Below are 21,959 nucleotides of genomic sequence, written 5' to 3' on the forward strand. Positions count from 1 at the left end.
GTAAGCTATATCTGCGTAGATAAGCGTTAGAGTCCGTAACAAATATCAAATGTCCAAAATATAGACATTAAGTACTTTTTAAGGTCGAAGGGCTCGTATGTCAACCACTATCGAAGATAGAGTCATCCTGATTTTGAAGGAGCAGATGTCTCCTGCTGATTTGGAGGGGCTCAAAAATGGAGAGGGTCCTTTCTCTGCTTTGCTCAGCTTTTGGACTCCACCACCTTTTGCGGGTCGTGGTTTCTGGGAAAAGCTCTCGCAACTGACGGATGTGCCTTCGGCTAGGTGGCGTAGCGCGTTTGCGAGAAAGCAAAAACCCACGTCTACGATGATCGAGGCTGTAGCTCACCTTTGGCCGAAATACGCTTTTTGGCTGGCCACCGGCATCACTGATTCGGCTAACGGGCATGTAGCGCCAATCACAGCGCTGACTTTTCCCGAAAGTCTTCATGCTGAGGAGCCAGGTGCAAACGACTACTTCCTTCAAGCGATTGCTTTGGTAAAAAGCTTTATGAGCTTGGTGAGGTGGACCTTTCAGATGATGAAGCTCGGCAGAGTGCTGCAGAGCGCCATTTGCAAATGGCCCACTGGGTTGGAAGTGATTTGGTTTCAGTCGCGTACGGGCTAGTCGATACTCCCGAGTACGCTGAGTTGAAAGCTGCGTGGGAGCGGCGCGAGCGTGATCGTGCGGGGCATGTTGAAAGAATTTTGGGTCTAAACAGACCTTGGGAACAGAAGCAGGAAGACTTGATAAAAGCCGGCGTCAAAGTCGACCCGGTTTTTGGTGAAGACCCTAGAGTGACGCATCAAAGCACATGGGATCTTTTCTATCAGAGCCGCGCCGACAGTTAATTTCGATAGCTCGTGAGCTTCACTTTCGTACTAGCCCATTTTTTCAGGTGGACTTGTCCACCTGAAAAAATGGGCTTTGCCGTTCTGCACTTCAAGATTCAGACGTCTACTCGACGGGAGGGGAAGTCGTCGAGTTTAGAGACAAGGTCTTCTGCCCTAAGGTGCGTGTAGCGCTTCAGCATCTGCATCGATTTGTGCCCGCTAATGGCAGATACCTCTTGGTCCGACAGCCCACCCTCAACCAGTCGACTCACTGCTTCATGGCGCAAGTCGTGGAAACGCAAGTCAGGCATGCCTAGCTTGGTCTTCAGCAGCCCCCACGTTTTCGTAAATGCGTAGGCGCTCCGCTTACCGTTCTTACCCGGCTCTCCGAAGAACACCAGGTCGCAATCGATTGGTCGTACCGGGTTACTCAACGCGATTTGAAAAGTCTCAGTCGCCCACTTGCTCAGTGGAACCGTCCGCGCGCTATCGTTCTTGGTGTCTGAGAGGCGCACCACGCGCTTTTTCATGTCTACCTGGTGTCGTCGCAGGGACGTGATCTCAGACGAGCGCATGCCTGTCTCCAGCGCGATACGAACTATCCAACCAAGCATTGGGTTGCTGTGATTGTTTACGGCTGTTAGCAGCCTACGTTCCTCGTCCGCGGACAGGCGACGATCACGGCCCTCTCCTGGGCTCGGCTTTCGAATGTTCAGCACGGGGTTGAAGCTGAGCCCTAGGCCCCATTCTTGAATCGCTACGGTGAACAGGTGACTGAGTAGAGCCAGCTCCAGCCGCACGGTGTTGTTGCTCGTAGGCTTGCCGCGATTGGTGATCGAGGCGAGGCGCGTGTCTCTGTAGTTCGCGATGATCTCGGCGGAGAGGGCAGCCATCGAGTACTTGCCCAGGTGGTGGATCAACTGCAACGCCTTGGTCGCTTCGGCCTTCTGAGTGGTGGGCTTTTTGGTGGGGCTGATTTCGCTCAAGTAGCGCTTCAGTGCCATCGCAAGTGTCATGCGCTCGGAGCCGCTGCGCTGAATGTATACGCCACGAACCATTTCGTCTTCGGTGCGGCGTGCCCAATCTTCGGCGTCGCGTTTGGTGCGGAAGGTTTTGGTGTTGGTTGGCCAACCGGTTTTTCGAACCAGAGCCTTCCAGGTTCCTGCATCCGTTTTGACGATGGTGGCCATTTTCGAGCTGCTCTCAAGGCGTGCCGCTGTACCGGCACTGTACTGAATTTGTACCTTGAGATTATAGGACTGGTCTAGCTGCTTTTCCTGCAGAAACCAAAAAGCCGCGCACTGCGCGGCTTTGAATGTGGTGGGCCCACACGGACTTGAACCGTGGACCAAAGGATTATGAGTCCTCTGCTCTAACCAACTGAGCTATAGGCCCTCAGAAAGTGCGCGGATTATACCGGTGCGGTTTGCGGAGTGCCAATTGCGTGGCGCGGGCTTAGGAACGTGCCTGCAAATTTGTCGGGCGTTACCGCGCGGCTAAGGATGAAGCCTTGGATTTGTTCGCAGCCTTCGTCGACCAGAAAACGTTCTTGCTCGGGGGTTTCCACGCCTTCGGCGATCACGGTCAGTTGCATGCTGCGGCCCAGGGCGATGATCGCGCGGGTGATGGCGGCGTCGTGGGTGTCTTCGGGCAGGCCGCGGACGAAGGATTGGTCGATTTTGATGGTGTCCAGCGGCAGGCGTTTGAGGTAGCTCAGCGAGGAGTAGCCGGTGCCGAAGTCGTCGATGGCCAATAGCACGCCGAGGTTTTTCAGGTCGTGGAGGATGGCCAGGGCTTCCTCGGTCTGATTCATGATGAAGTTTTCGGTGATCTCCAACTGCAACATGGACGGCTGCAGGTGGTGTTCGGCGAGCAGGTTGGCGATGCGTTCTACTAGGCGCGGCTGACGCAGTTGCGCGCCGGCGAGGTTGACAGACAGCGGGCCGAACGGCTGGTGGTGTTGTTGCCATTCGCCCATCTGTTTGCAGGCCTGGGCGAGCACCCAGTCGCCGATGGGCAGGATCAGGCCGTTGTCTTCGGCCAGGGCGATAAAGCGCTCGGGCGGTACGTTGCCGAACACTGGGCTGTGCCAGCGCAGCAGGGCTTCGGCGCCAACGATGTTGCGGGTTTGCAGGCATTGCTTGGGTTGGTAGTGCAGGCTCAATTCGTTGCGTTCGATGGCGCGGCGCAGTTCGTTTTCCAGGGCTATGCGGTCGGTGGCTTGTTGGGTCAGGTCGCTTGTGTAGAGCTCGGCGCGGTTGCGGCCTTTGGCTTTGGAGCGGTACATGGCGGCGTCGGCGTTTTTGATCAGGGTGGCGACGTCGGTGCCGTCCAGGGGAAACAAGCTTGCGCCGATGCTGGCGGTGATAAAGAACTCGTGGCCGTCGGCTTGGAAGGGCGCGCTCAGGCAGCTGAGCAGTTTGTTCGCGACGCGTTCGGCGTCGCTGGCTTGGTGCAGGCCTGGCAGCAGGATGATGAATTCATCGCCGCCCAGGCGCGCCACCGTGTCGATATCGCGCAGTTGGCTGCGCAAGCGTTTGGCGGTGGCTTGCAGCAGGATGTCGCCGACCGGGTGACCGAGGCTGTCGTTGATATGTTTGAAACGGTCGAGGTCGAGGAAGAGCACGGCGCCGAGTTGGTTGTTTTGTCCGTCGGCGAGCAGGGCGTGCAGGCGGGTTTCGAATAGCAGGCGGTTGGGCAGGCCGGTTAAGGAGTCGTGGTGCGCCTGGTGGTCAAGCCTGTCTTGCGCACGCTTGAGCGAGGTGATGTCGGCAAACACGCCGACAAAGTTGGTGATTACGTCGTCGCTGTTGCGCACGGCGCTGATGGTTAGCCATTCCGGGAAGAGTTCGCCATTTTTCCGCTTGTTCCAGATTTCGCCCTGCCAATGCCCGGAGGCCTCCAGCTGGTGCCACAGCGCGGTGTAGAACGCGCTGTCGTGATGCCCGGAGGCGAGCATGCTGGGCAGGCTGCCGAGTGCTTCGGCTTCGCTGTAGCCGGTTATTTCGGTGAAGGCGCGGTTGACCGCCGTAATGCGCCGTTCGGTGTCGGTAATCAGCACGCCTTCGGCGGTGCTCTCGAACACGGTGGCGGCGAGTTGCAGTTTTTCCTGGTTGCGGGTGCGTTCGGTGACGTCGCGGGCGATGGTCAGTACGCAGCTTTCGCCTTTGATTTGCATGCCTTGCATCGAAATTTCGCACAGCCGCAGCTCGCCGCTTTTGGCGCGAATAACTGCGGTGTAATCGCGCACGGTGCCGCTGTCGCGCAGGCGTTGCATGACGTTGGTGCGGTCTTGCGGGTCGTGCCACAGGCCTAGGCCGATGGTGGATTGGTTGGTTACATCCGCATTGCTGTAGTCGGTCAGGCTGGTGAAGCCTTCGTTTACTTCGAGGATGCGGCCGTCTTGCATGCGGGTGAGCAGCAAACCATCCGGCGAGGCGTGGAAGGCTTTGGCGAATTTCTCTTCGGAGAATTGCAGTTGTTCCTGGGTGCGTTTTACGTGGCTGATATCGCGCACGACGATCACAAGCGCAGGGGTGTCGGCGAGCTGGAAGTGTTGGGCGGAAATCAGGCCGGTAAATAGCTCGCCGTTTTGCCGGCGAAAGAGCATCTCCAGGTTGCGTAGGCTTTCCCGTTGCAGGCGCTGCAGCACCTGCGGCCCGGCGCCGGGCACGCCCCAGAGGTTGAGTTCGGTGCCGTTCTTGCCCAGGGCATCGGCGGCGCGAATGCCGGTGTGTTCTTCAAAGCTGGGGTTCACTTCCAGCAGTCGGCCGTCGTCCAGGCGGGCGATTAGCAGAATGTCGGGGCACTGCTGGAAGACCGAGGCGAACTTCTGTTCGGACAGGCGCAGCGCCTGCTCGATCTGTTTGGTTTCGGTGACCTCAATCATCACCCCGCGCAGTACGGTGGTGCCGCGGTGTTCGATCAGCGTGACGATGTCGTGCACCCAGACCAGGCGGCCATCGGCGGCGTACATGCGGTAGTCGATGGTGTGGTCGCGGCCGGCGTCGGTCTCTTGCCGGCAGTAGGTGAGGGTGCGTTCGCGGTCTTCTGGGTGCAGGGCGTTGGCCCAGAAGTCGGGGTGTTGCCAGGCGCTCAGCGGGTAGCCGAAGAGTTTTTCGGCGTGGGGCGATACATAGGAGTAACTGAAGTCGTCGAAGTTGGCTTCCCAGGTGACGGCCGAGAGGCATTCCACCAGGCTGCGAAAGTGTTGTTCGCTGCTGCGCAGGGCTTGTTCGAGCGTGTTGCGGCGAGTGATTTCGCTGGTGAGGCGGCGGTTGACGGCCACCACGGAGACCAGAATCAGCAGCAGGGCCAGCAGGCTGGGCACGGCGAACATCAGGGTTTTGCGCCAGACGCCGCGCTGGTCGAGTACACCGCCCAGCCACTGTTCTTGCATCGCCTCGATTTCGCTGGCGGTCAGGTCGGCGAACACTTTGTCTAGGATGTTGACCAATACCGTCTGGTCTTTGGGGACGGCCATCGACAGCTGATAGCGGTAAGGCGTTTCGCCGGTAATGGCGATGCCTTCGAGCTTGAGTTGGCGCAGGCTCCAGACGCTGGAGGCGAGGTCGCCGACCAGAGCGTCGGCCTGGCCAGTGGCCAATGCTTGCAGGGCGGCGGCGACGTTGGGCACGGGAAGCAGATTGAGATCCGGGTGTTGGCTGCGCAGCAGTTCGTGCGGGGCGTAGTTTTCCACCACGGCTACTTTCAGGCCGTACAGGTCTTTCAGTTCGCGGGGTTGGCGGCCGTTGGTGCGGCCCAGAATGACGATGGGAAAGTCCAGATAGGGGCGGGTAAAGCTGAGGTAGCTTTGGCGCTCGGGCGTGGACATGGCGCCGGGTAGCAGGTTGATGGTGCCGGCTCGCGCCTGGTCGAGCACTTCGCTCCAGGTGCTGGGCTCAAAGACTTCCATCTTCACGCCGAGGCGTTTCTCCACGAGGGCAATGTAGTCGGCGGCCAGACCCATATAGCGGCCTTGCTCGTCGCGGTATTCGAAGGGAGGCCAGGTGGCGTCTACGCCCATGCGCAAGGTGGGGTGCGCTGTTAGCCAGGCTTGCTCGTCCTGTGTCAGCGTCAACGCGTGAGCGGGCGCGGTCCAATAGGCCAAACACAACAGAAGAGTGGCAAGCAGACGCGGCATGACACAGCCTCGAAACAGCAATAAGTGTGGTTCGCCGAGTGTAGCGCTTGTGGCGTGTTGCCAGTACCCAGAAAGCAAAACCCCCGGACGAGGCCGGGGGTTTTGTTTGCACTTTTGTTAAGTGCTACTCGTTGAGTAACAAATTACTCATCGAGGAAGGAGCGCAGGTGCTCGCTTCGGGTCGGATGACGCAGCTTGCGCAGCGCCTTGGCTTCAATCTGCCGAATCCGCTCGCGGGTTACATCGAACTGCTTACCAACTTCCTCGAGGGTGTGGTCGGTATTCATGTCGATGCCGAAGCGCATGCGCAGTACTTTGGCTTCGCGGGCAGTGAGGCCGGCGAGTACTTCGCGGGTCGCTTCCTTGAGGCTTTCTACCGTGGCGACATCGATTGGCGACTGCATGGTGGAGTCTTCGATGAAGTCACCCAGGTGGGAGTCTTCATCATCGCCGATCGGTGTTTCCATGGAGATCGGCTCTTTGGCGATCTTCAATACCTTACGGATTTTGTCCTCAGGCATTTCCATGCGCTCGCCCAGTTCTTCGGGAGTAGGCTCGCGGCCCATTTCCTGAAGCATCTGACGCGAGATGCGGTTCAACTTGTTGATGGTCTCGATCATGTGCACCGGAATACGGATGGTGCGGGCCTGGTCGGCGATCGAGCGAGTGATCGCCTGACGGATCCACCAGGTGGCATAAGTCGAGAACTTGTAGCCGCGACGGTATTCGAACTTATCCACCGCTTTCATCAGACCGATGTTGCCTTCCTGGATCAGATCGAGGAATTGCAGACCACGGTTGGTGTACTTCTTGGCGATGGAGATCACCAGACGCAAGTTCGCTTCAACCATCTCTTTCTTCGCGCGGCGGGCCTTGGCCTCACCGATCGACATGCGACGGTTGATGTCCTTGATCTCGGACAGTTTCAGGCCAGTTTCGGCTTCCAGGGCTACCAGCTTCTGCTGGCAACGCAGGATGTCGGCCTGCAGGCGGCCAATGGCTTCAGCGTATTTGCTTTTGCCTTTGGACAGCTGCTCAGCCCAGCTTTCGTCGATTTCGTGGCTCGGGAACTGACGCAGGAAGTCGGCGCGCGGCATACGGGCATCACGCACACACAGCTGCATGATGGCGCGTTCTTGCTGACGCAGACGATCCAGGGCATCACGAACACGGGTAACCAGTGCGTCGAACTGCTTGGGAACCAGTTTGATCGGCATGAAGAGGTCGGCCAGTTCAGCGAGTTCGGCCAGGCCTTGCTTGCTGTCGCGACCGTGCTTTTTCAGCACTTTTTTGGCTTTTTCCAGTTGGTCGGCCACGGCGCCAAAGCGCACGCGAGCGATTTCTGGATCTGGACCGCCATCACCTTCTTCTTCGTCGTCGCTGTCACCTTCGGCTTCTTCGTCTTCGGTTTCAGGTTCGGCAGCCGCGGCGCCGTCCTTGATGACCGGGACGGGTACTTCGGCCGGCGCGGCAATGCCGTCATCCGGGTCGATGTAGCCGCTGAGGACTTCGGCCAGACGGCCGCCCTCGGTGGTAACGCGGGTGTACTCGGAGAGAATGCTGTCGACCGTGCCTGGGAAATGGGCGATAGCGCCCATGACTTCACGAATGCCTTCCTCGATGCGTTTGGCGATTTCGATCTCGCCTTCGCGGGTCAGCAGTTCGACCGTACCCATTTCGCGCATATACATGCGCACCGGGTCGGTGGTGCGGCCAATATCGGTTTCTACCGCAGCCAAAGCAGCGGCTGCTTCTTCGGCGGCCGCTTCGTCGGTATCGGCTTCAGCCAATAGCAGAGCGTCCGCATCCGGAGCACTCTCGAATACGTTGATCCCCATGTCGTTAATCATGCGGATGATGTCTTCCACCTGTTCCGGATCTGAAATATCCTCCGGTAGGTGGTCGTTGACCTCTGCGTAAGTCAGGTAACCCTGCTCACGACCACGGCTGATCAACTCTTTAAGGCGGGACTGTTGTTGCGCTTTTCCGGACATAACACCCTATCCACTGAAGGTCTTGGCGGGCAAAAAACAAGCCGAGGATTATACCAGAGCTGAGACCTCACGCGCCAGTTGAGGTCGGGGTGACGGGAGTTGCGGTGCGACTGAGCAGGTCACGAAGTTGTTCTTTCTCCTCCGCACTGAGCTCACTTTGACGGGCTTTGCGCAGCAAATGTTCCAGGCTGCGCTCGCGTTGGCGTGCTGCCAGACTAGTTATAGTGTCGAAAAACTGTTGTTCAAGGTTGTCGGCATCAATCAGCCATTCCTTTTCTGCCAACGCCTTCAGCAAGCGGCCTTGTTCCGTGCCGTGCCAGCGGGCGATCAATTGCAGTGAGCGCAGCTTCGGGTTCTTTTGCATGGCGCCGAGCAGGGCCACCAGCAATTGGGCGTATGTGTCGTTTTCTGCAGCGAAATGGCTGGCATCTTCGACTTTTTCCGCCAGTTGCGGATGGTGCAGCAGGGTGCGCAATGCGGTTAACGTGGGTGATTCCACTGGGGCGGCAACGCGTGGCCCGCGCGGAAATTCATCGCGGTCTCGATCACCTTTCTTGCTCCAATTCTTTTCCCATTTCTTGCCGCCATTCTGGCCTTTGCCTTTGAAACCGGTTTTCGGCTGCCAGGCTTGCTCGGGCTGCGGGGCGAACTGGTCCTGGCCAAAATCGGCCGGGGTGTCGTAGTAGCCACTGGGGTCGTAATGCGGCGTTTCGTCCATGTCGTACATGGCTGAAGATGGTGCCGACGGAGTGCTGACCGGATTGTGGGCCGGCGACGGGCTAAACGACTCGCTGCTCAGCCCGGTGATTTCCGTGAGGCGCTGTCGCATCAGAATTTTCAGGTTCGCACCTGGGATCTTGTCGATCAGCGGCGCGGCCAATGTCGCCAAGTGCGCCTTGCCTTCCAGGGACCGCGGATCTGCTTCCTGAGTCAGCTGCTGAAAGAAGTAGTCGGCCAACGGCTGCGCCTGCTGGTTGATGCGCGCGCGGAAGGCATCGGTGCCCTCGGCGCGTACCAGGCTGTCCGGGTCTTCGCCTTCGGGCAGAAATAGAAAGCGCGCGCGGCGGCCGTCTTGCAGGCTCGGCAGCGTCGACTCCAGAGCACGCCAAGCGGCGCTACGGCCGGCTTGGTCGCCGTCGAAGCAGAACAGCACGCTGGGTACGATCCGAAACAGGCGCTTCAGGTGTTCTTCGCTGGTGGCGGTGCCCAGGGTGGCGACGGCGTTGCGCAGGCCTTGTTGGGCCAGGGCGATCACGTCCATATAGCCCTCAACCACCATCACCTCGTCGAGGTCACGGTTGCTCTTGCGTGCTTCATACAGGCCGTAGAGTTCCTGGCCTTTATGGAAAACCGGGGTTTCCGGGGAGTTCAGGTACTTGGGTTTGTCGTCGCCCAGTACGCGCCCGCCGAACGCGATGATCCGGCCGCGGCTATCGCGAATGGGGAAAATCACCCGGTCGCGAAAACGGTCATAGCGTTTGCCACTGTCGGCGTTTTCGATCAGCAGGCCGGCTTCGATCATCGCTTTCTGTTGCAGCGTGTCGGTCGCCAGGTGCTTCATCAGGTTGTCCCAGCCGGGCGGGGCAAAACCCAAACCGAAGTCACGGGCGATTTCGCCTGACAGGCCGCGGCCTTTCAAATAATCGACGGCCGCTTTGCGCGTTGGATGGCTTTTCAGCGCCTGGCGATAGTATTCGGCAGCAGCAGTCAGCAGCGGGTAAAGCGGCGAGTCGGTGGGTTGCCGCGGTTTGTGCGGGCCGCCACGGCCACTCTCTTCGCGCACCACTTCCATGCCGGCGCTTTTGGCCAGGTCTTCCACGGCCTGGACGAAGTCCAGGTTGTCGTGGTCCATGATAAAACCCAGGGCGTTGCCGCCAGCGCCACAGCCAAAGCAGTAGTAGAACTGCTTGTCCGGGCTGACGCTGAACGACGGGGTTTTCTCTTTATGGAAGGGGCAGCAGGCGCTGAAGTTTTTCCCGGTTTTCTTTAGTTGCACGCGCGAGCTGACCACGTCGACGATGTCGGTGCGGTTGAGCAGGTCGTCAATAAAGCTTTGGGGAATCAGCCCGGCCATGGCGCTCTCGAAGTCGGTCGAATCGCCGGCATTGCAGCCGCGATTTCAGGTGTTCGGAAATAGATGCAAAGCGCTTTCCCGCAGATGACGCGGCGGGGGGTGGCTAATCATGCCAAGAGTTCGTGGCGGGCTCTACAAGCCTTTTACGATCAGACTGCGCGGATTTTTTTCCGCGCAAACGCGAAAAAGCGAGGCTTATCGCGGTTGCCTAAGCAACGTAGATAACTTCGCTAATGCGTTTGGAGCGTTGTGCTATCAATTCTGCCGGCAGCCCGACTTGCGTCGGGCGTGGCAAAACAGGCGGCGTTTGTCTGCGTATTAGTACAGACGAACGGCGCGGCGCTGTTCGCGCTGCACTTTCTTGGCGTGGCGCTTAACTGCGGCTGCAGCTTTGCGTTTGCGCTCGGAAGTTGGTTTCTCGTAGAACTCGCGGCTGCGAACTTCAGCCAGAACACCGGCTTTTTCACAGGAGCGTTTGAAGCGACGCAGAGCTACGTCGAAGGGTTCGTTCTCTTTAACTTTGACGGCTGGCATCCAGAGCTACCTTCATTCATTACCGGGGTAGACGTACTCGTTGCAAAAACAGAGCTGGAGGACGTCGGGTTTTTAAGGGTTGCGGATGTTAACGCCTCATTGCCAGGAATGCAAAGCCTCTGATCGAAAACCGCTAGGCGGCGTTACAGACGGCGATTATCATGCGCGCCTTCGAAATTGCCCAGTCTGAAGGGAATACCCATGCTCGTGCTGGGACTAGAAACCTCCTGCGATGAAACCGGCGTTGCCTTGTATGACAGCGAGCGCGGCTTGCTGGGCGATGCTTTGTTCAGTCAGATCGACCTGCACAAAGCCTACGGCGGCGTGGTGCCGGAGCTGGCCTCGCGTGACCACGTCAAGCGCATGCTGCCGCTGATTCGTGAAGTGCTGGAGCAGTCCGGCTGCGCCACATCCGACATCGACGCCATCGCCTACACCGCCGGCCCAGGCCTGGTCGGGGCCTTGCTGGTAGGCGCCTCTTGCGCGCAAGCGTTGGCGTTTGCCTGGGATATCCCGGCCCTCGGCGTGCACCATATGGAAGGCCACCTGCTGGCCCCCATGCTGGAAGAAACCCCGCCGGAATTTCCGTTCGTTGCCCTGCTGGTTTCTGGCGGCCACACGCAGTTGGTACGCGTTGATGGCATTGGCCAATACCAGCTGCTCGGCGAGTCTCTGGACGATGCCGCCGGCGAAGCCTTCGACAAGACCGCCAAGTTGATCGGCCTGGGTTACCCCGGTGGCCCGGAAATCGCCCGTCTGGCGCTCAACGGTGTGGCAGGGCGGTTTGTGTTCCCGCGGCCGATGACCGATCGCCCGGGCCTGGATTTCAGTTTCAGCGGCCTGAAAACCTTCGCCCTCAACACCTGGACGCAGTGCCGCGATGCTGGCGACGACGGCGAACAAACCCGTTGCGACATCGCGCTGGCCTTCCAGACGGCCGTGGTCGAGACTCTGACCATCAAGTGCCGCCGCGCCCTCAAACAGACCCATCTCAACCGTCTGGTGATCGCTGGCGGGGTGAGTGCCAACCAGGCGCTGCGTCGTTCGCTGGAGAAGATGCTCGGCGAGTTCAAAGGCAATGTGTTTTACGCCCGCCCGGCGTTCTGCACCGACAACGGCGCGATGATCGCCTACGCCGGTTGCCAGAGGCTGATGGCCGGTCAGCACGAAGGCCCGGAAATCTCGGTGCAGGCGCGTTGGCCGATGGAGCAGTTGCCGGCGATCTAAGGCTTAGAAATGCCGTTCGCGCCCGGCCAGCAGGTCGCGTAAATTGCTGCGGTGGCGCCACACTATCAGGCCGGTCAACACACACATGGGCAGCAAGGCGCCCGGTTGTTGCCAGGCGAGCAGCGGCAGCGTAAGTGGAGTGGCGATCAAGGCGGCAAGCGAGCTGGTGCGGGTGAGCCAGAAGGTCAGGCCCCAGCCGATGACGGCAAGCAGGGCCGCCGGTGGATACAGCCCCAGCAGCATGCCCGCCGCCGTCGCCACGCCTTTACCGCCACGAAAATTGAAGTACACCGGGTAGAGATGCCCGACCACGGCGGCCAGGCCGATCCAGGCTTGCTGTTGCACGGTGAAGCCCAGCGCATAGGCGAGCAACACCGGCAACAAGCCTTTGAGCAGGTCGCCGAACAAGGTCAGAATGGCCAGCTTTTTACCCGCCACCCGCAGCATATTGGTGGCGCCGGGGTTGCCGGAACCGGCAGCGCGCGGGTCGGGACCACCGACCAGGCGGCTGAGCAAGATAGCGAAGGACAGCGAGCCGAGCAGGTAGGCGAGGATCGCCAGCAACCAGAACATGGTATCCATCCGGGGCGAGTGAGCCCCGATTCTAGCGGGGCACAGCGCCCTTGTCGTGCGGCGGAGCAGAGTGCTTGGACAGAGTGTTTATCGAAGGTCTGGAAGTCGACACCGTGATCGGTGCCTATGACTGGGAGCGTGACATTCGCCAGTGCCTGCGCCTGGACCTGAGCTTCGCCTGGGACAACCGCCCGGCCGCTGCCGGCGACGACCTCACCAAAGCGCTGGACTACGCCTCTGTATCCACACGCATTCAAGCCTTTGCCGAGCAGGCGCAGTTTTTGCTGGTCGAAACCTTCGCCGAACGCCTGCTGAAATGCTGATGAGCGAATTCAATATTCCCGGTTTGCGCCTAAAACTCACCAAGCCCGGTGCGGTGCCCGCTGCCACCGGCGGCGTGGGCGTGGAGATCCAGCGCGGATGTCTCTGACCCCCATCCTGCTGGGCCTGGGTAGCAACGTCGAGCGCGAAACGCATTTGACGGCTGGCCTGGAGGCCTTGGCGCAGTTCCTTCAAGGCATGCAGTGCTCGCCGGTATTTGAAAGCCAGCCGGTGGGCATCAAAAGCGGGCCGTTTTTCAATCTTGTGGTGCTGGCAGAAACCGATCTGCCGCTGCACGAACTGGATCGCCGCCTCAAACATATCGAGGCCGACAACGGCCGCTACGCGCCGAACCGCAAAGGCTTGCCGCTGGATATCGACGTGTTGACCTATGGCGATCTGGTCGGCGATTTCGACGGGCTGATTTTGCCGCGCGCCGAAATTCTCAAGAACGCGTTTGTGCTGTGGCCATTGGCGTTGTTGGTGCCGGAGCATCGGCACCCGTGCGTGCAGAAGCCCTATGCCGAGCTATGGCGGGATGCAGAGATTGAGCAGGTGCTGGCGCCGGTGGCCTTCGAGTGCGTGGGCAGCAACTGACACCGTAAACGATGGGTTTCGCTGCGCTCTACCCATCCTACAAACGCGTACGGACCGTAGGAGGGTAGAGCGCAGCGAAACCCATCAGCTCGCCTTGTAAGCCTGCAAAGCCTTTAGCCGCTCACGCTTGAGCGCTTCCCCCAGATCCGCGCCTTTGTAGCCCTGTTCCACCAACGGCTGAACCTTCACTGCACGCGCCGCTTCCGCCGCGCCTCGCAGATACACCGCCTGTGGATACTCGCGTTGTTCCAGTCCGAGCCGCCCACGGGCGTCCATCTCGCACGCAGCAATAACTCTTCAAAGCGCTGCGGCCGACGGTAGACGTCGAACGTCTGCAGCAACTCCAGCAAGGTCGAAGCCTTCAACTCCAGCGCCCGATGTCCATGGGTGTGGTATTCGCCCACCAGCACCGCCAATTCTTGGCAATCGCGTGGCGCCTTGCAGCGCTCGTTCACCGCCTTGATCAGCTTGATGCCGCGATGCTCGTGGGCGATATGCCGGGGCCAGTCCTCCTGCGGCGTCAGACCTTTACCCAAATCGTGCAGCAAACAAGCCCAGCGTACCGTAAGCGGTTGTTGGTGCTCAGCGCACTGGCGCAGCACGCTGAGCACATGGGCGCCGGTGTCGATCTCCGGGTGGTGGGCGGCGGGCTGCGGCACGCCGAACAGGGCGTCCACTTCCGGCAGCATGGCGTGCAGGGCACCGCAGCTGTGCAGCACCTCGATAAACACGTCTGGGCGGTCTTCCATCAGCGCTCGGGAAATTTCCTTCCAGCTGCGCTCCGGCGTTAAGGCTGACAGCTCGCCAGACTCACTCAAGCTGCGCATCAGCGCCAAAGTGTCATCGGCCACCTGGAAGCCCAGCGGCGCATAACGGGCGGCAAAGCGCGCGACCCGCAGCACCCGCAACGGGTCTTCGCCAAAGGCCGGCGAAACGTGGCGCAGCAGGCGCGCTTCGAGGTCTTTCTGGCCGCCGTATGGGTCGAGCACGTTGCCGTGGTCGTCTTCGGCCATCGCATTGATGGTCAGATCGCGGCGGGTCAGGTCTTCTTCGAGGGTGACCTCGGGGCTGGCGTAAAACGTAAAACCGCCGTAGCCGCGCCCGCTTTTACGTTCGGTGCGGGCGAGGGCGTATTCCTCTTGGGTTTTGGGGTGCAGAAACACCGGGAAGTCATCGCCGACGGGGCGAAAACCCTGGGCGATCATTTCTTCGGCGGTGGCACCCACCACCAGCCAATCGACATCGGTGACCGGGCGCCCGAGCAAGCGGTCGCGCACGGCGCCGCCAACCTTGTAAATCTGCATGAAAACTCCTCCGTAAGCGCCACAGCATACCTGCTGCGCCGCCAGAGGCCAGGCTTAGCGGCTGACGGGAATCTGTTCCAGCAGGGTAACCACCGCCTCGTGGAGCAGCGCTTCACGCTGCCAGGACGGGCTCAGGCTGGTGGTGATCAGGCCTTGCCACAGGGTTTTGTCGGCGCGGTCGCTGACCCGCAGGCGCAAGGTGACGTTTTCATCCTGAAAGCGGTGCACGGCCAGGTAGCTGCCCAGCGGATTATTCGGTGTGTTATCGACGCGGAATTCCAGCGGCGTTTCATTCAACGTCAGCGTATAGGCAACCCGCACATCGGCCTTTTTGGCTTCGCGGTAGCCATGATTGAGCAAGCCTTGGCGTAGGGCCGCTTCCACAAGGGCGTAATCAGTGGTGGGCGGCAACTGGCCGTCGGTATTGGTGCTGGGTGGCAGCATTTCGAACGTGTGGTGAGTGCCGAGCGACGGCGTGGCGGTTTGTACCACTAGCACTTGCGGCGAAGACGTGGCGCAGCCGGCGAGCAGCAGGCTAAGGAGAAGAATGCGTAGAACAGGCATAAACGACGGGCTCCGCTGAGGAAGCAATATGCTCAACGCAAGCCCGCCGCCGGTCAACCAATCAAATGGGCGGGATGGCCAGGTCCAGCCGTGGATACTCGTTACTGTCGCTCTCGCCACGGGGCGGCACGTGCTGGGTTTGTATCACTTGATCGCCGCGTACCGTTTCCAGGTGGATATCGAACCCCCACAGGCGATGAAGGTGCTTGAGCACCTCTTCGGTGGAGTCGCCCAGCGGTTTACGGTCGTGTTGCTGGTGGCGCAAAGTCAGCGAGCGATCGCCGCGTCGATTGATGCTGTAGATCTGGATATTCGGCTCGCGGTTGCCAAGGTTGTACTGCGCCGCGAGGGTTTCGCGGATGATCTGGTAGCCCGGCTCGTCGTGAATGGCCGGCACCACCAGTTCGTCTTTCTGGTCGTCGTCCATCACGCTGAAGAGCTTCAAGTCGCGGATCACTTTCGGCGACAGGTACTGCAGGATAAAGCTCTCGTCCTTGAAGCTTTTCATGGCGAATTTCACCGTAGACAACCAGTCGCTGCCGGCGATTTCCGGGAACCAGCGCCGATCCTCTTCAGTCGGTTCTTCGCACATGCGGCGGATGTCGCGGTACATGGCAAACCCCAGGGTGTAGGGGTTGATGCCGCTGTAATACGGGCTGTCGAACGGCGGCTGGTAGATGACGCTGGTGTGCGACTGGAGAAACTCCATCATGAATCCGTCGGTCACCAAACCTTCGTCGTACAGGTCGTTCATCAGCGTGTAGTGCCAGAACGTGGCCCAGCCTTCGTTCATCACCTGGGTCTGGCGCTGTGGATAAAAGTACTGAGCGATCTTGCGCACGATGCGCACCACCTCGCGCTGCCAGGGTTCCAGCAGTGGCGCGTGTTTCTCGAGGAAGTACAGGATGTTTTCCTGCGGCTCGGCCGGAAAGCGCCCGGCGTCTTTGTCATTGCCCTTGTCGGCCCCTTTGGGAATGGTGCGCCACAGGTCGTTGATCTGCCGTTGCAGGTGTTCTTCGCGTTCCTTTTGCCGCTGGCGTTCTTCCTCAGCGGAAATCGGGTAGGGGCGTTTGTAGCGGTCGACGCCGTAGTTCATCAGCGCGTGGCAGGAGTCGAGCAGGTCTTCCACGGCATCGATGCCGTAACGCTCCTCGCACTGCATGATGTACTGCTTGGCGAACACCAGGTAGTCGATGATCGAGCTGGCGTCGGTCCAGGTGCGGAACAGGTAGTTGCCTTTGAAAAAGCTGTTGTGGCCGTAGCAGGCATGGGCCACCACCAGCGCCTGCATGCAGATAGTGTTTTCTTCCATCAGATAGGCAATGCACGGGTCGGAGTTGATCACGATCTCGTAGGCCAGGCCCATTTGCCCGCGGCTGTAGGATTTCTCGGTGCTGAGGAAATGTTTGCCGTAGGACCAGTGGTGGTAACCCAGGGGCATGCCGACCGATGCGTAGGCATCCATCATTTGCTCGGCAGTGATCACCTCAATCTGGTTGGGGTAGGTGTCTAGCGCATAGCCTTCGGCAATCCGGGCAATTTCCTTGTCGTAGGCGCGGATCAGCTCGAAGGTCCATTCCGAGCCAACAGAAAGGGGTTGGCTTCTTTTCTTCTCTCGAGCGCTCATGGCAACACCTCAGCTAACGAGTCGGCGCTGAAACAGTTCGCGGAATACCGGGTAGATATCACCGGCGGACACAAGTTGCTGCTGGGCAAACGTATCGGCAAAGGCCTCGCCCACCTGTTCGTATTCGAACCACAGCGCCTGGTGCTCGCGCGGGGTGATTTCCACATAGGTGAAGTACTGCACCAGCGGCATGATCTGTTTCATCAGAATGTCGCGGCAGATTGGTGAGTCGTCGTTCCAGTTGTCGCCGTCGGAGGCCTGGGCCGCGTAGATATTCCACTCGCTGGTGGGGTATCGCGCTTCCATTACTTCCTGCATCAATTTCAGGGCGCTGGAGACGATGGTGCCGCCAGTTTCACGCGAGTAGAAAAACTCTTCCTCGTCCACTTCGCGGGCACTGGTGTGATGGCGGATAAACACCACCTCGATCTTTTCGTAGTTCCGCTTGAGAAACAGGTACAGCAAGATAAAAAAGCGCTTGGCGATGTCCTTGGTGGCCTGGGTCATCGAACCGGAGACGTCCATCAGGCAGAACATCACTGCCTTGGAACTGGGGTTGGGCTGCTTCACTAGCAGGTTGTATTTAAGGTCGAACGTGTCGAGGAATGGCACCTTCTTGATCCGTGCCCGAAGAAGCGCAATCTCGGCTTCTTGGGTCTGAATGTCGGCGAAGTTGTCGGGTTCTTCGGTTTTCAGGCGGTCCAGCTCGGCGATTGCCAGGTGCAGTTTGCCGCGGCTGCTGCCGGACAATGCAATGCGCCGGGCGTGGGACGCGCGCAGTGTGCGGACGATATTGATGCGCGAAGGGTTGCCGTCATTGCTGACCCCCGCGCGCACGGTTTTAAAGGTGTCGGTGCCGGTGAGCTGACGCTTTACCAGGTTGGGCAGTTCGAGGTCTTCGAACATGAAATCGAGGAATTCTTCCTGGGTAATCTGGAAGGAAAACTCGTCCATGCCGTCGCCGGAATTGCTGGCCTTGCCGGCGCCTTTGCCGCCGCCACCGCCTTGCGGCCGGGGAATACGTTCGCCGGTGGTGAAGTCTTTGTTGCCGGGGTGAACCTGGGTCTGCTTGCCGCCACGGCCGTGGTGCAGCAGCGGCTCGTCAATGTCACGACCGGGAATGCTGATTTGCTCGCCATGCTCCATATCGGTGATGGAGCGGCGGCTGACCGCTTCTTCCACGGCCTTCTTGATATGGTCGCGGTACCGTCGCAAAAAGCGCTGACGGTTCACCGTGCTTTTGTTCTTGCCGTTAAGACGGCGGTCGATCACGTAACTCATGGACGCTCCTTAGAGCCCCCTCAAGGCCGACTTCGCGGGCAGCTCGCGATGACCTTAAGTGGTACTCATGCGGCCTGCATGCGCATGCAGGCCTTGCGGCAACGACGCAGGCCCAAGCCTGCGTTGCAGGTTACTGCGACTTGCGAACCCGCAGGTACCATTCGGACAGCAGGCGAACCTGCTTGTCGGTGTAGCCGCGCTCGACCATCCGCGAGACAAAATCGTTGTGTTTGGTTTGGTCCTCCTTGCTGGCCTTGGCGTTGAAGCTGATGACCGGCAGCAGGTCTTCGGTGTTGGAGAACATTTTCTTCTCGATCACCACCCGAAGCTTCTCGTAGCTGAGCCAGGTCGGGTTCTTGCCGTTGTTGTTGGCCCGCGCACGCAGTACGAAATTGACGATTTCGTTGCGGAAATCCTTCGGATTGCTGATGCCGGCCGGTTTCTCGATTTTTTCCAGTTCTTCGTTGAGCGCCACACGGTTGAGGATTTCGCCGGTTTCCGGGTCGCGGTATTCCTGATCCTGAATCCAGAAGTCGGCGTACAGCACATAGCGGTCGAAGATGTTCTGCCCGTATTCGCTGTAGGACTCCAGGTAAGCGGTCTGGATTTCCTTGCCGATAAACTCGATATAGCGCGGCGCCAGGTATTCCTTGATGTAGCGCAGATAGCGTTCGCGCACCTCGGCGGGGAATTGCTCCTGCTCGATCTGCTGCTCCAGCACATACAGCAAGTGAACCGGGTTGGCGGCGATCTCGTGCGGGTCGAAGTTGAAGACCTTGGAGAGAATCTTGAAGGCGAAGCGAGTCGACAGGCCGTTCATGCCTTCGTCCACGCCGGCACTGTCGCGGTATTCCTGAATCGACTTGGCTTTGGGGTCGGTGTCTTTCAGGTTTTCCCCGTCATACACGCGCATTTTCGAGTAGACGTTGGAGTTGTCCGGCTCTTTGAGGCGCGACAACACCGAGAACTGCGCGAGCATTTTCAGCGTGTCGGGTGCGCAATGAGCTTTGGCCAGGGAGCTGTTGAACAGCAGCTTGTCGTAAATCTTGATCTCGTCGCTGACGCGCAGGCAGTAAGGCACCTTGACGATATAGATCCGGTCGATGAACGCCTCGTTGTTCTTGTTGTTGCGGAAGCTATGCCACTCCGATTCGTTGGAGTGAGCGAGCAACACGCCCATAAACGGAATGGCACCGAGGCCCTCGGTACTGTTGTAGTTGCCTTCCTGGGTAGCGGTGAGCAGTGGGTGCAGCACCTTGATCGGTGCCTTGAACATCTCCACGAACTCCATCATCCCCTGGTTGGCACGGCACAGTGCGCCGGAGTAGCTGTAGGCGTCGGCGTCGTTCTGCGGGAATTCTTCCAGCTTACGGATATCCACCTTGCCGACCAGGGCGGAAATGTCCTGGTTGTTGTCGTCGCCCGGCTCGGTTTTGGCTACGGCAATCTGGTTAAGGATGGACGGGTAGAGTTTTACCACGCGGAATTTGCTGATATCGCCGCCGAACTCGGCCAGGCGTTTGGTTGCCCACGGCGACATGATGGTGCTCAGGTAGCGCCGTGGAATGCCGAAGTCTTCTTCAAGAATGGCGCTGTCTTCAGCCGGGTTGAACAACCCCAGCGGCGACTCGAATACCGGTGAGCCCTTGATGGCGTAGAAGGGCACCTTCTCCATCAATTGTTTGAGCTTTTCCGCCAGCGACGACTTACCACCGCCCACCGGGCCGAGGAGGTAAAGAATCTGTTTCTTCTCCTCCAGGCCCTGAGCGGCGTGACGAAAGTAGGACACGATCTGGTCGATGCATTCTTCCATGCCATGGAAGTCTTCAAAGGCCGGATAGCGGCGGATCACCTTGTTGGAGAAGATCCGCGACAACCTGGAGTTGTGCGAGGTGTCGATCAACTCGGGCTCGCCAATGGCCATCAGCAGCCTTTCGGAAGCCGTGGCGTACGCGCTCTTGTCCTGTTTGCACAGGTCGAGATATTCCTGAAGGGAATATTCCTCCTGGCGAGTCGCTTCGAAGCGTTGTTGGAAGTGGCTGAAAATACTCATGACGTCACCTCGCTTGATGGTCGAGCCGGGCGGGATCGGTCGAGCGGGTGCTGGCAATCTGCCGATAAGTCGGCAAATGAGAATCCCCCAGAACACCTAAAGGTCGCTGCCGATAGCCCCGGAAGCCGGTGTGCCGGCTCTCCCCTATATGGATGGCCTGAGGCTAAGGATAGTTCGGAATTGGAGAGGTCAAGGACCGACAAACGATAAGCATGTGTCGGTCTTTGTTACAGAAGGGCGAGAGGCCAGGCAGGGCGCGGGGTAGACGGCTGGAAAAAATTATTCGGCAGGTTCGCTGGCGGTCTCAGCCGGATAAGTGGCGCGCCACAGTTCAAAGCCGCCGTCGAGGCTGTAAACCTCGGAAAACCCCTGGCTGACCAGGTAGGCCGCCGCGCTTTGGCTGGAGTTGCCGTGGTAGCAGGAGACGATCAGCGGCGCGTCGAGGTCGGCCTGGGTGATGAAGTCGTGCAGCGACTGGTTATCCAGGTGCCGCGAGCCGCTGATATGGCCCATGGCGAAGCTTTGCGGGTCACGGATATCCACCACCACGGCACCTTGCTCGCGCAGGGTCTGGGCGGTTTCGGGAGGGATGCGTTTGAATTCGCTCATGGTGTGGGTTCCTTGCAGTCACAGCTGTGGCGTTCACCGCTGTCGACGTTGAGTAAAGTCATGGCATTGCCCCAGACGCAACCGGTATCCAGGGCGATGACGCCTGGCGCGTCACAGCGGCCTTCCAGGGCGGCCCAATGGCCGAAGATGATTTTCTGCCCGGCGGTTTTGCGCTGCTTGTGGCTGAACCACGGCAGATAGCCGGGCGGGGCGCTGTCTGCACCTTCCTTGGTTTTCAAGTCCAGGGTGCCGTCGGCTTTGCAAAAGCGCATGCGGGTGAAGTAGTTGGTGATCACCCGCAGGCGCGTAACGCCCTTCAGGTCGCTGTCCCAGCGGCTGGGTTCATTGCCGTACATGCCATCCAGAAACGGCAGCAGGCGCGTATCGTCGCGCAGGGCTTCTTCCACTTCCTCAGCGCAGCGCAGCGCCTTTTTCAGCGACCACTGCGGCGGGATGCCGGCATGCACCATGGCGATGTCGCGGTCGGCGTCGTAGTGCAGCAGCTTTTGCTGGCGCAGCCAGTCGAGTAGTTCGGCGCGGTCGGGCGCTTCCAGAATTTCGCGCAGGGTGTCGCCCTTTTTCAGGCGCTCGATGTTGTGTGCGGCGGCCAGCAAGTGCAGGTCGTGGTTGCCCAGTACGCACACCACGGCCTCACGCATGTCATACAGAAAACGCAGGGTTTCCAGTGACTGCGGGCCGCGGTTGACCAAGTCGCCGACCAGCCACAGCTTGTCTCTGGCCGGGTTGAACGCCACGCGCGCCAGCAGGCATTTCAGAGGATCCAGGCAACCTTGCAGGTCGCCGACCGCGTACACCGTCATCAGTGCAGAGCGCCGGGAACGGCGAGGCGGAAGGGCGCGATGATGGCGTCGAAGCGTTTGCCGTCATCGGCCACCATCTGGTAGCTGCCCTGCATATTGCCGACGCGCGTGGCCATCAAGGTGCCGCTGCTGTAGGTGTGGCTGCCGCCGGCCTCGATGGTCGGTTGCTGGCCGATGACGCCCGGCCCACGCACTTCCTGCACGCGCCCGTCGCCATCGGTGATCAACCAGTGGCGTGACAGCAGCTTGGCCGGCAGTTCGCCGTTGTTGCGGATGGTGACGGTGTAGGCGAACGCAAAGCGGTTTTGCTCCGGCTGCGACTGCTCTGGGAGAAAACGGGTCACGACGCTGACGTCGATCTGATAACGGCTATCGGACATGCGAAAGGCTCAGTTAAGCGAAC

Annotated in this window: 15 protein-coding genes, 1 tRNA gene and 3 pseudogenes; 4 read left to right on the forward strand and 15 right to left on the reverse strand. The window is 59.6% G+C overall.

Annotation, left to right across the window (positions count from 1 at the left end; all coding sequences use genetic code 11):
* Positions 1-97: 97 nt before the first annotated feature.
* Positions 98-628, forward strand: coding sequence for a hypothetical protein (locus AC0V2S_RS00355; RefSeq protein ID WP_475508040.1), 531 nt, complete (start codon positions 98-100; stop codon positions 626-628).
* A 322-nt stretch (positions 629-950) separates the two neighbouring features.
* Here AC0V2S_RS00355 and AC0V2S_RS00360 read toward each other — a convergent pair whose 3' ends face one another.
* The 6 genes from AC0V2S_RS00360 to rpsU form a co-directional block, all read right to left on the reverse strand.
* Positions 951-2,024, reverse strand: coding sequence for a tyrosine-type recombinase/integrase (locus AC0V2S_RS00360; protein WP_475508041.1), 1,074 nt, complete (start codon positions 2,022-2,024; stop codon positions 951-953).
* A gap of 128 nt (positions 2,025-2,152) precedes the next feature.
* Positions 2,153-2,229 (reverse strand) — tRNA-Ile (locus AC0V2S_RS00365).
* A gap of 16 nt (positions 2,230-2,245) precedes the next feature.
* Positions 2,246-5,977 carry an EAL domain-containing protein gene (locus AC0V2S_RS00370; RefSeq protein WP_475508042.1) on the reverse strand — a complete coding sequence of 1,244 codons (3,732 nt, stop codon included), beginning with the start codon at positions 5,975-5,977 and terminating at the stop codon, positions 2,246-2,248.
* Between the two features lie 143 nt (positions 5,978-6,120).
* The gene (gene rpoD, locus AC0V2S_RS00375) at positions 6,121-7,971 is read right to left on the reverse strand and encodes an RNA polymerase sigma factor RpoD (RefSeq protein ID WP_475508043.1); all 1,851 of its coding nucleotides are present in this window, start codon (positions 7,969-7,971) and stop codon (positions 6,121-6,123) included.
* Between the two features lie 67 nt (positions 7,972-8,038).
* A complete protein-coding gene (gene dnaG, locus AC0V2S_RS00380; protein WP_475508044.1) occupies positions 8,039-10,045 on the reverse strand; it encodes a DNA primase in 2,007 nt (668 codons plus the stop codon).
* A 318-nt stretch (positions 10,046-10,363) separates the two neighbouring features.
* Positions 10,364-10,579 (reverse strand): 30S ribosomal protein S21, encoded by a 216-nt coding sequence (gene rpsU / locus AC0V2S_RS00385; RefSeq protein ID WP_002551877.1) that lies wholly within the window; start codon positions 10,577-10,579, stop codon positions 10,364-10,366.
* Between the two features lie 201 nt (positions 10,580-10,780).
* Here rpsU and tsaD point away from each other — a divergent pair, with 201 nt between their 5' ends.
* Positions 10,781-11,806, forward strand: a complete 1,026-nt coding sequence (gene tsaD, locus AC0V2S_RS00390) for a tRNA (adenosine(37)-N6)-threonylcarbamoyltransferase complex transferase subunit TsaD (RefSeq protein WP_475508045.1) — start codon at positions 10,781-10,783, stop codon at positions 11,804-11,806.
* A gap of 3 nt (positions 11,807-11,809) precedes the next feature.
* On the opposite strand, the gene plsY is transcribed toward tsaD, so the two are convergent.
* Positions 11,810-12,379, reverse strand: coding sequence for a glycerol-3-phosphate 1-O-acyltransferase PlsY (plsY, locus tag AC0V2S_RS00395; protein ID WP_475508046.1), 570 nt, complete (start codon positions 12,377-12,379; stop codon positions 11,810-11,812).
* Positions 12,380-12,453: 74 nt separating this feature from the next.
* Here plsY and folB point away from each other — a divergent pair.
* Together folB and folK are read left to right on the forward strand one after the other, a co-directional pair.
* A pseudogene (gene folB, locus AC0V2S_RS00400) lies at positions 12,454-12,809 on the forward strand (dihydroneopterin aldolase).
* Positions 12,800-13,305, forward strand: a pseudogene (gene folK, locus AC0V2S_RS00405) (2-amino-4-hydroxy-6-hydroxymethyldihydropteridine diphosphokinase). The pseudogenes folB and folK overlap by 10 nt, the downstream one beginning before the upstream one ends.
* A 76-nt stretch (positions 13,306-13,381) precedes the next feature.
* Here the strand turns inward: folK and AC0V2S_RS00410 are convergent.
* The 8 genes and pseudogenes from AC0V2S_RS00410 to apaG form a co-directional block, all read right to left on the reverse strand.
* A pseudogene (locus AC0V2S_RS00410) lies at positions 13,382-14,601 on the reverse strand (multifunctional CCA addition/repair protein).
* 54 nt (positions 14,602-14,655) lie between these two features.
* Complete coding sequence (locus tag AC0V2S_RS00415) at positions 14,656-15,165, reverse strand: DUF4136 domain-containing protein (protein ID WP_475508047.1); 510 nt, start codon at positions 15,163-15,165, stop codon at positions 14,656-14,658.
* A 61-nt stretch (positions 15,166-15,226) separates the two neighbouring features.
* Positions 15,227-16,792, reverse strand: coding sequence for a SpoVR family protein (locus AC0V2S_RS00420; RefSeq protein WP_475508048.1), 1,566 nt, complete (start codon positions 16,790-16,792; stop codon positions 15,227-15,229).
* Positions 16,793-16,801: 9 nt separating this feature from the next.
* Positions 16,802-18,073, reverse strand: coding sequence for a YeaH/YhbH family protein (locus AC0V2S_RS00425; RefSeq protein ID WP_475508049.1), 1,272 nt, complete (start codon positions 18,071-18,073; stop codon positions 16,802-16,804).
* Positions 18,074-18,203: 130 nt separating this feature from the next.
* Complete coding sequence (locus AC0V2S_RS00430) at positions 18,204-20,126, reverse strand: PrkA family serine protein kinase (RefSeq protein ID WP_475508050.1); 1,923 nt, start codon at positions 20,124-20,126, stop codon at positions 18,204-18,206.
* Positions 20,127-20,405: 279 nt separating this feature from the next.
* Entirely contained in the window at positions 20,406-20,735 is a 330-nt protein-coding gene (gene glpE / locus AC0V2S_RS00435; RefSeq protein ID WP_475508051.1) for a thiosulfate sulfurtransferase GlpE, read from the reverse strand.
* Positions 20,732-21,556, reverse strand: coding sequence for a symmetrical bis(5'-nucleosyl)-tetraphosphatase (locus AC0V2S_RS00440; protein ID WP_475508052.1), 825 nt, complete (start codon positions 21,554-21,556; stop codon positions 20,732-20,734). The genes glpE and AC0V2S_RS00440 overlap by 4 nt, the downstream gene beginning before the upstream one ends.
* Positions 21,556-21,936: a Co2+/Mg2+ efflux protein ApaG gene (apaG, locus tag AC0V2S_RS00445; protein WP_475508053.1), complete on the reverse strand. Its 381-nt coding sequence runs from the start codon at positions 21,934-21,936 to the stop codon at positions 21,556-21,558. The genes AC0V2S_RS00440 and apaG overlap by 1 nt, the downstream gene beginning before the upstream one ends.
* Positions 21,937-21,959: the final 23 nt, after the last annotated feature.

The organism is Pseudomonas sp. CC11G, from assembly GCF_056174845.1.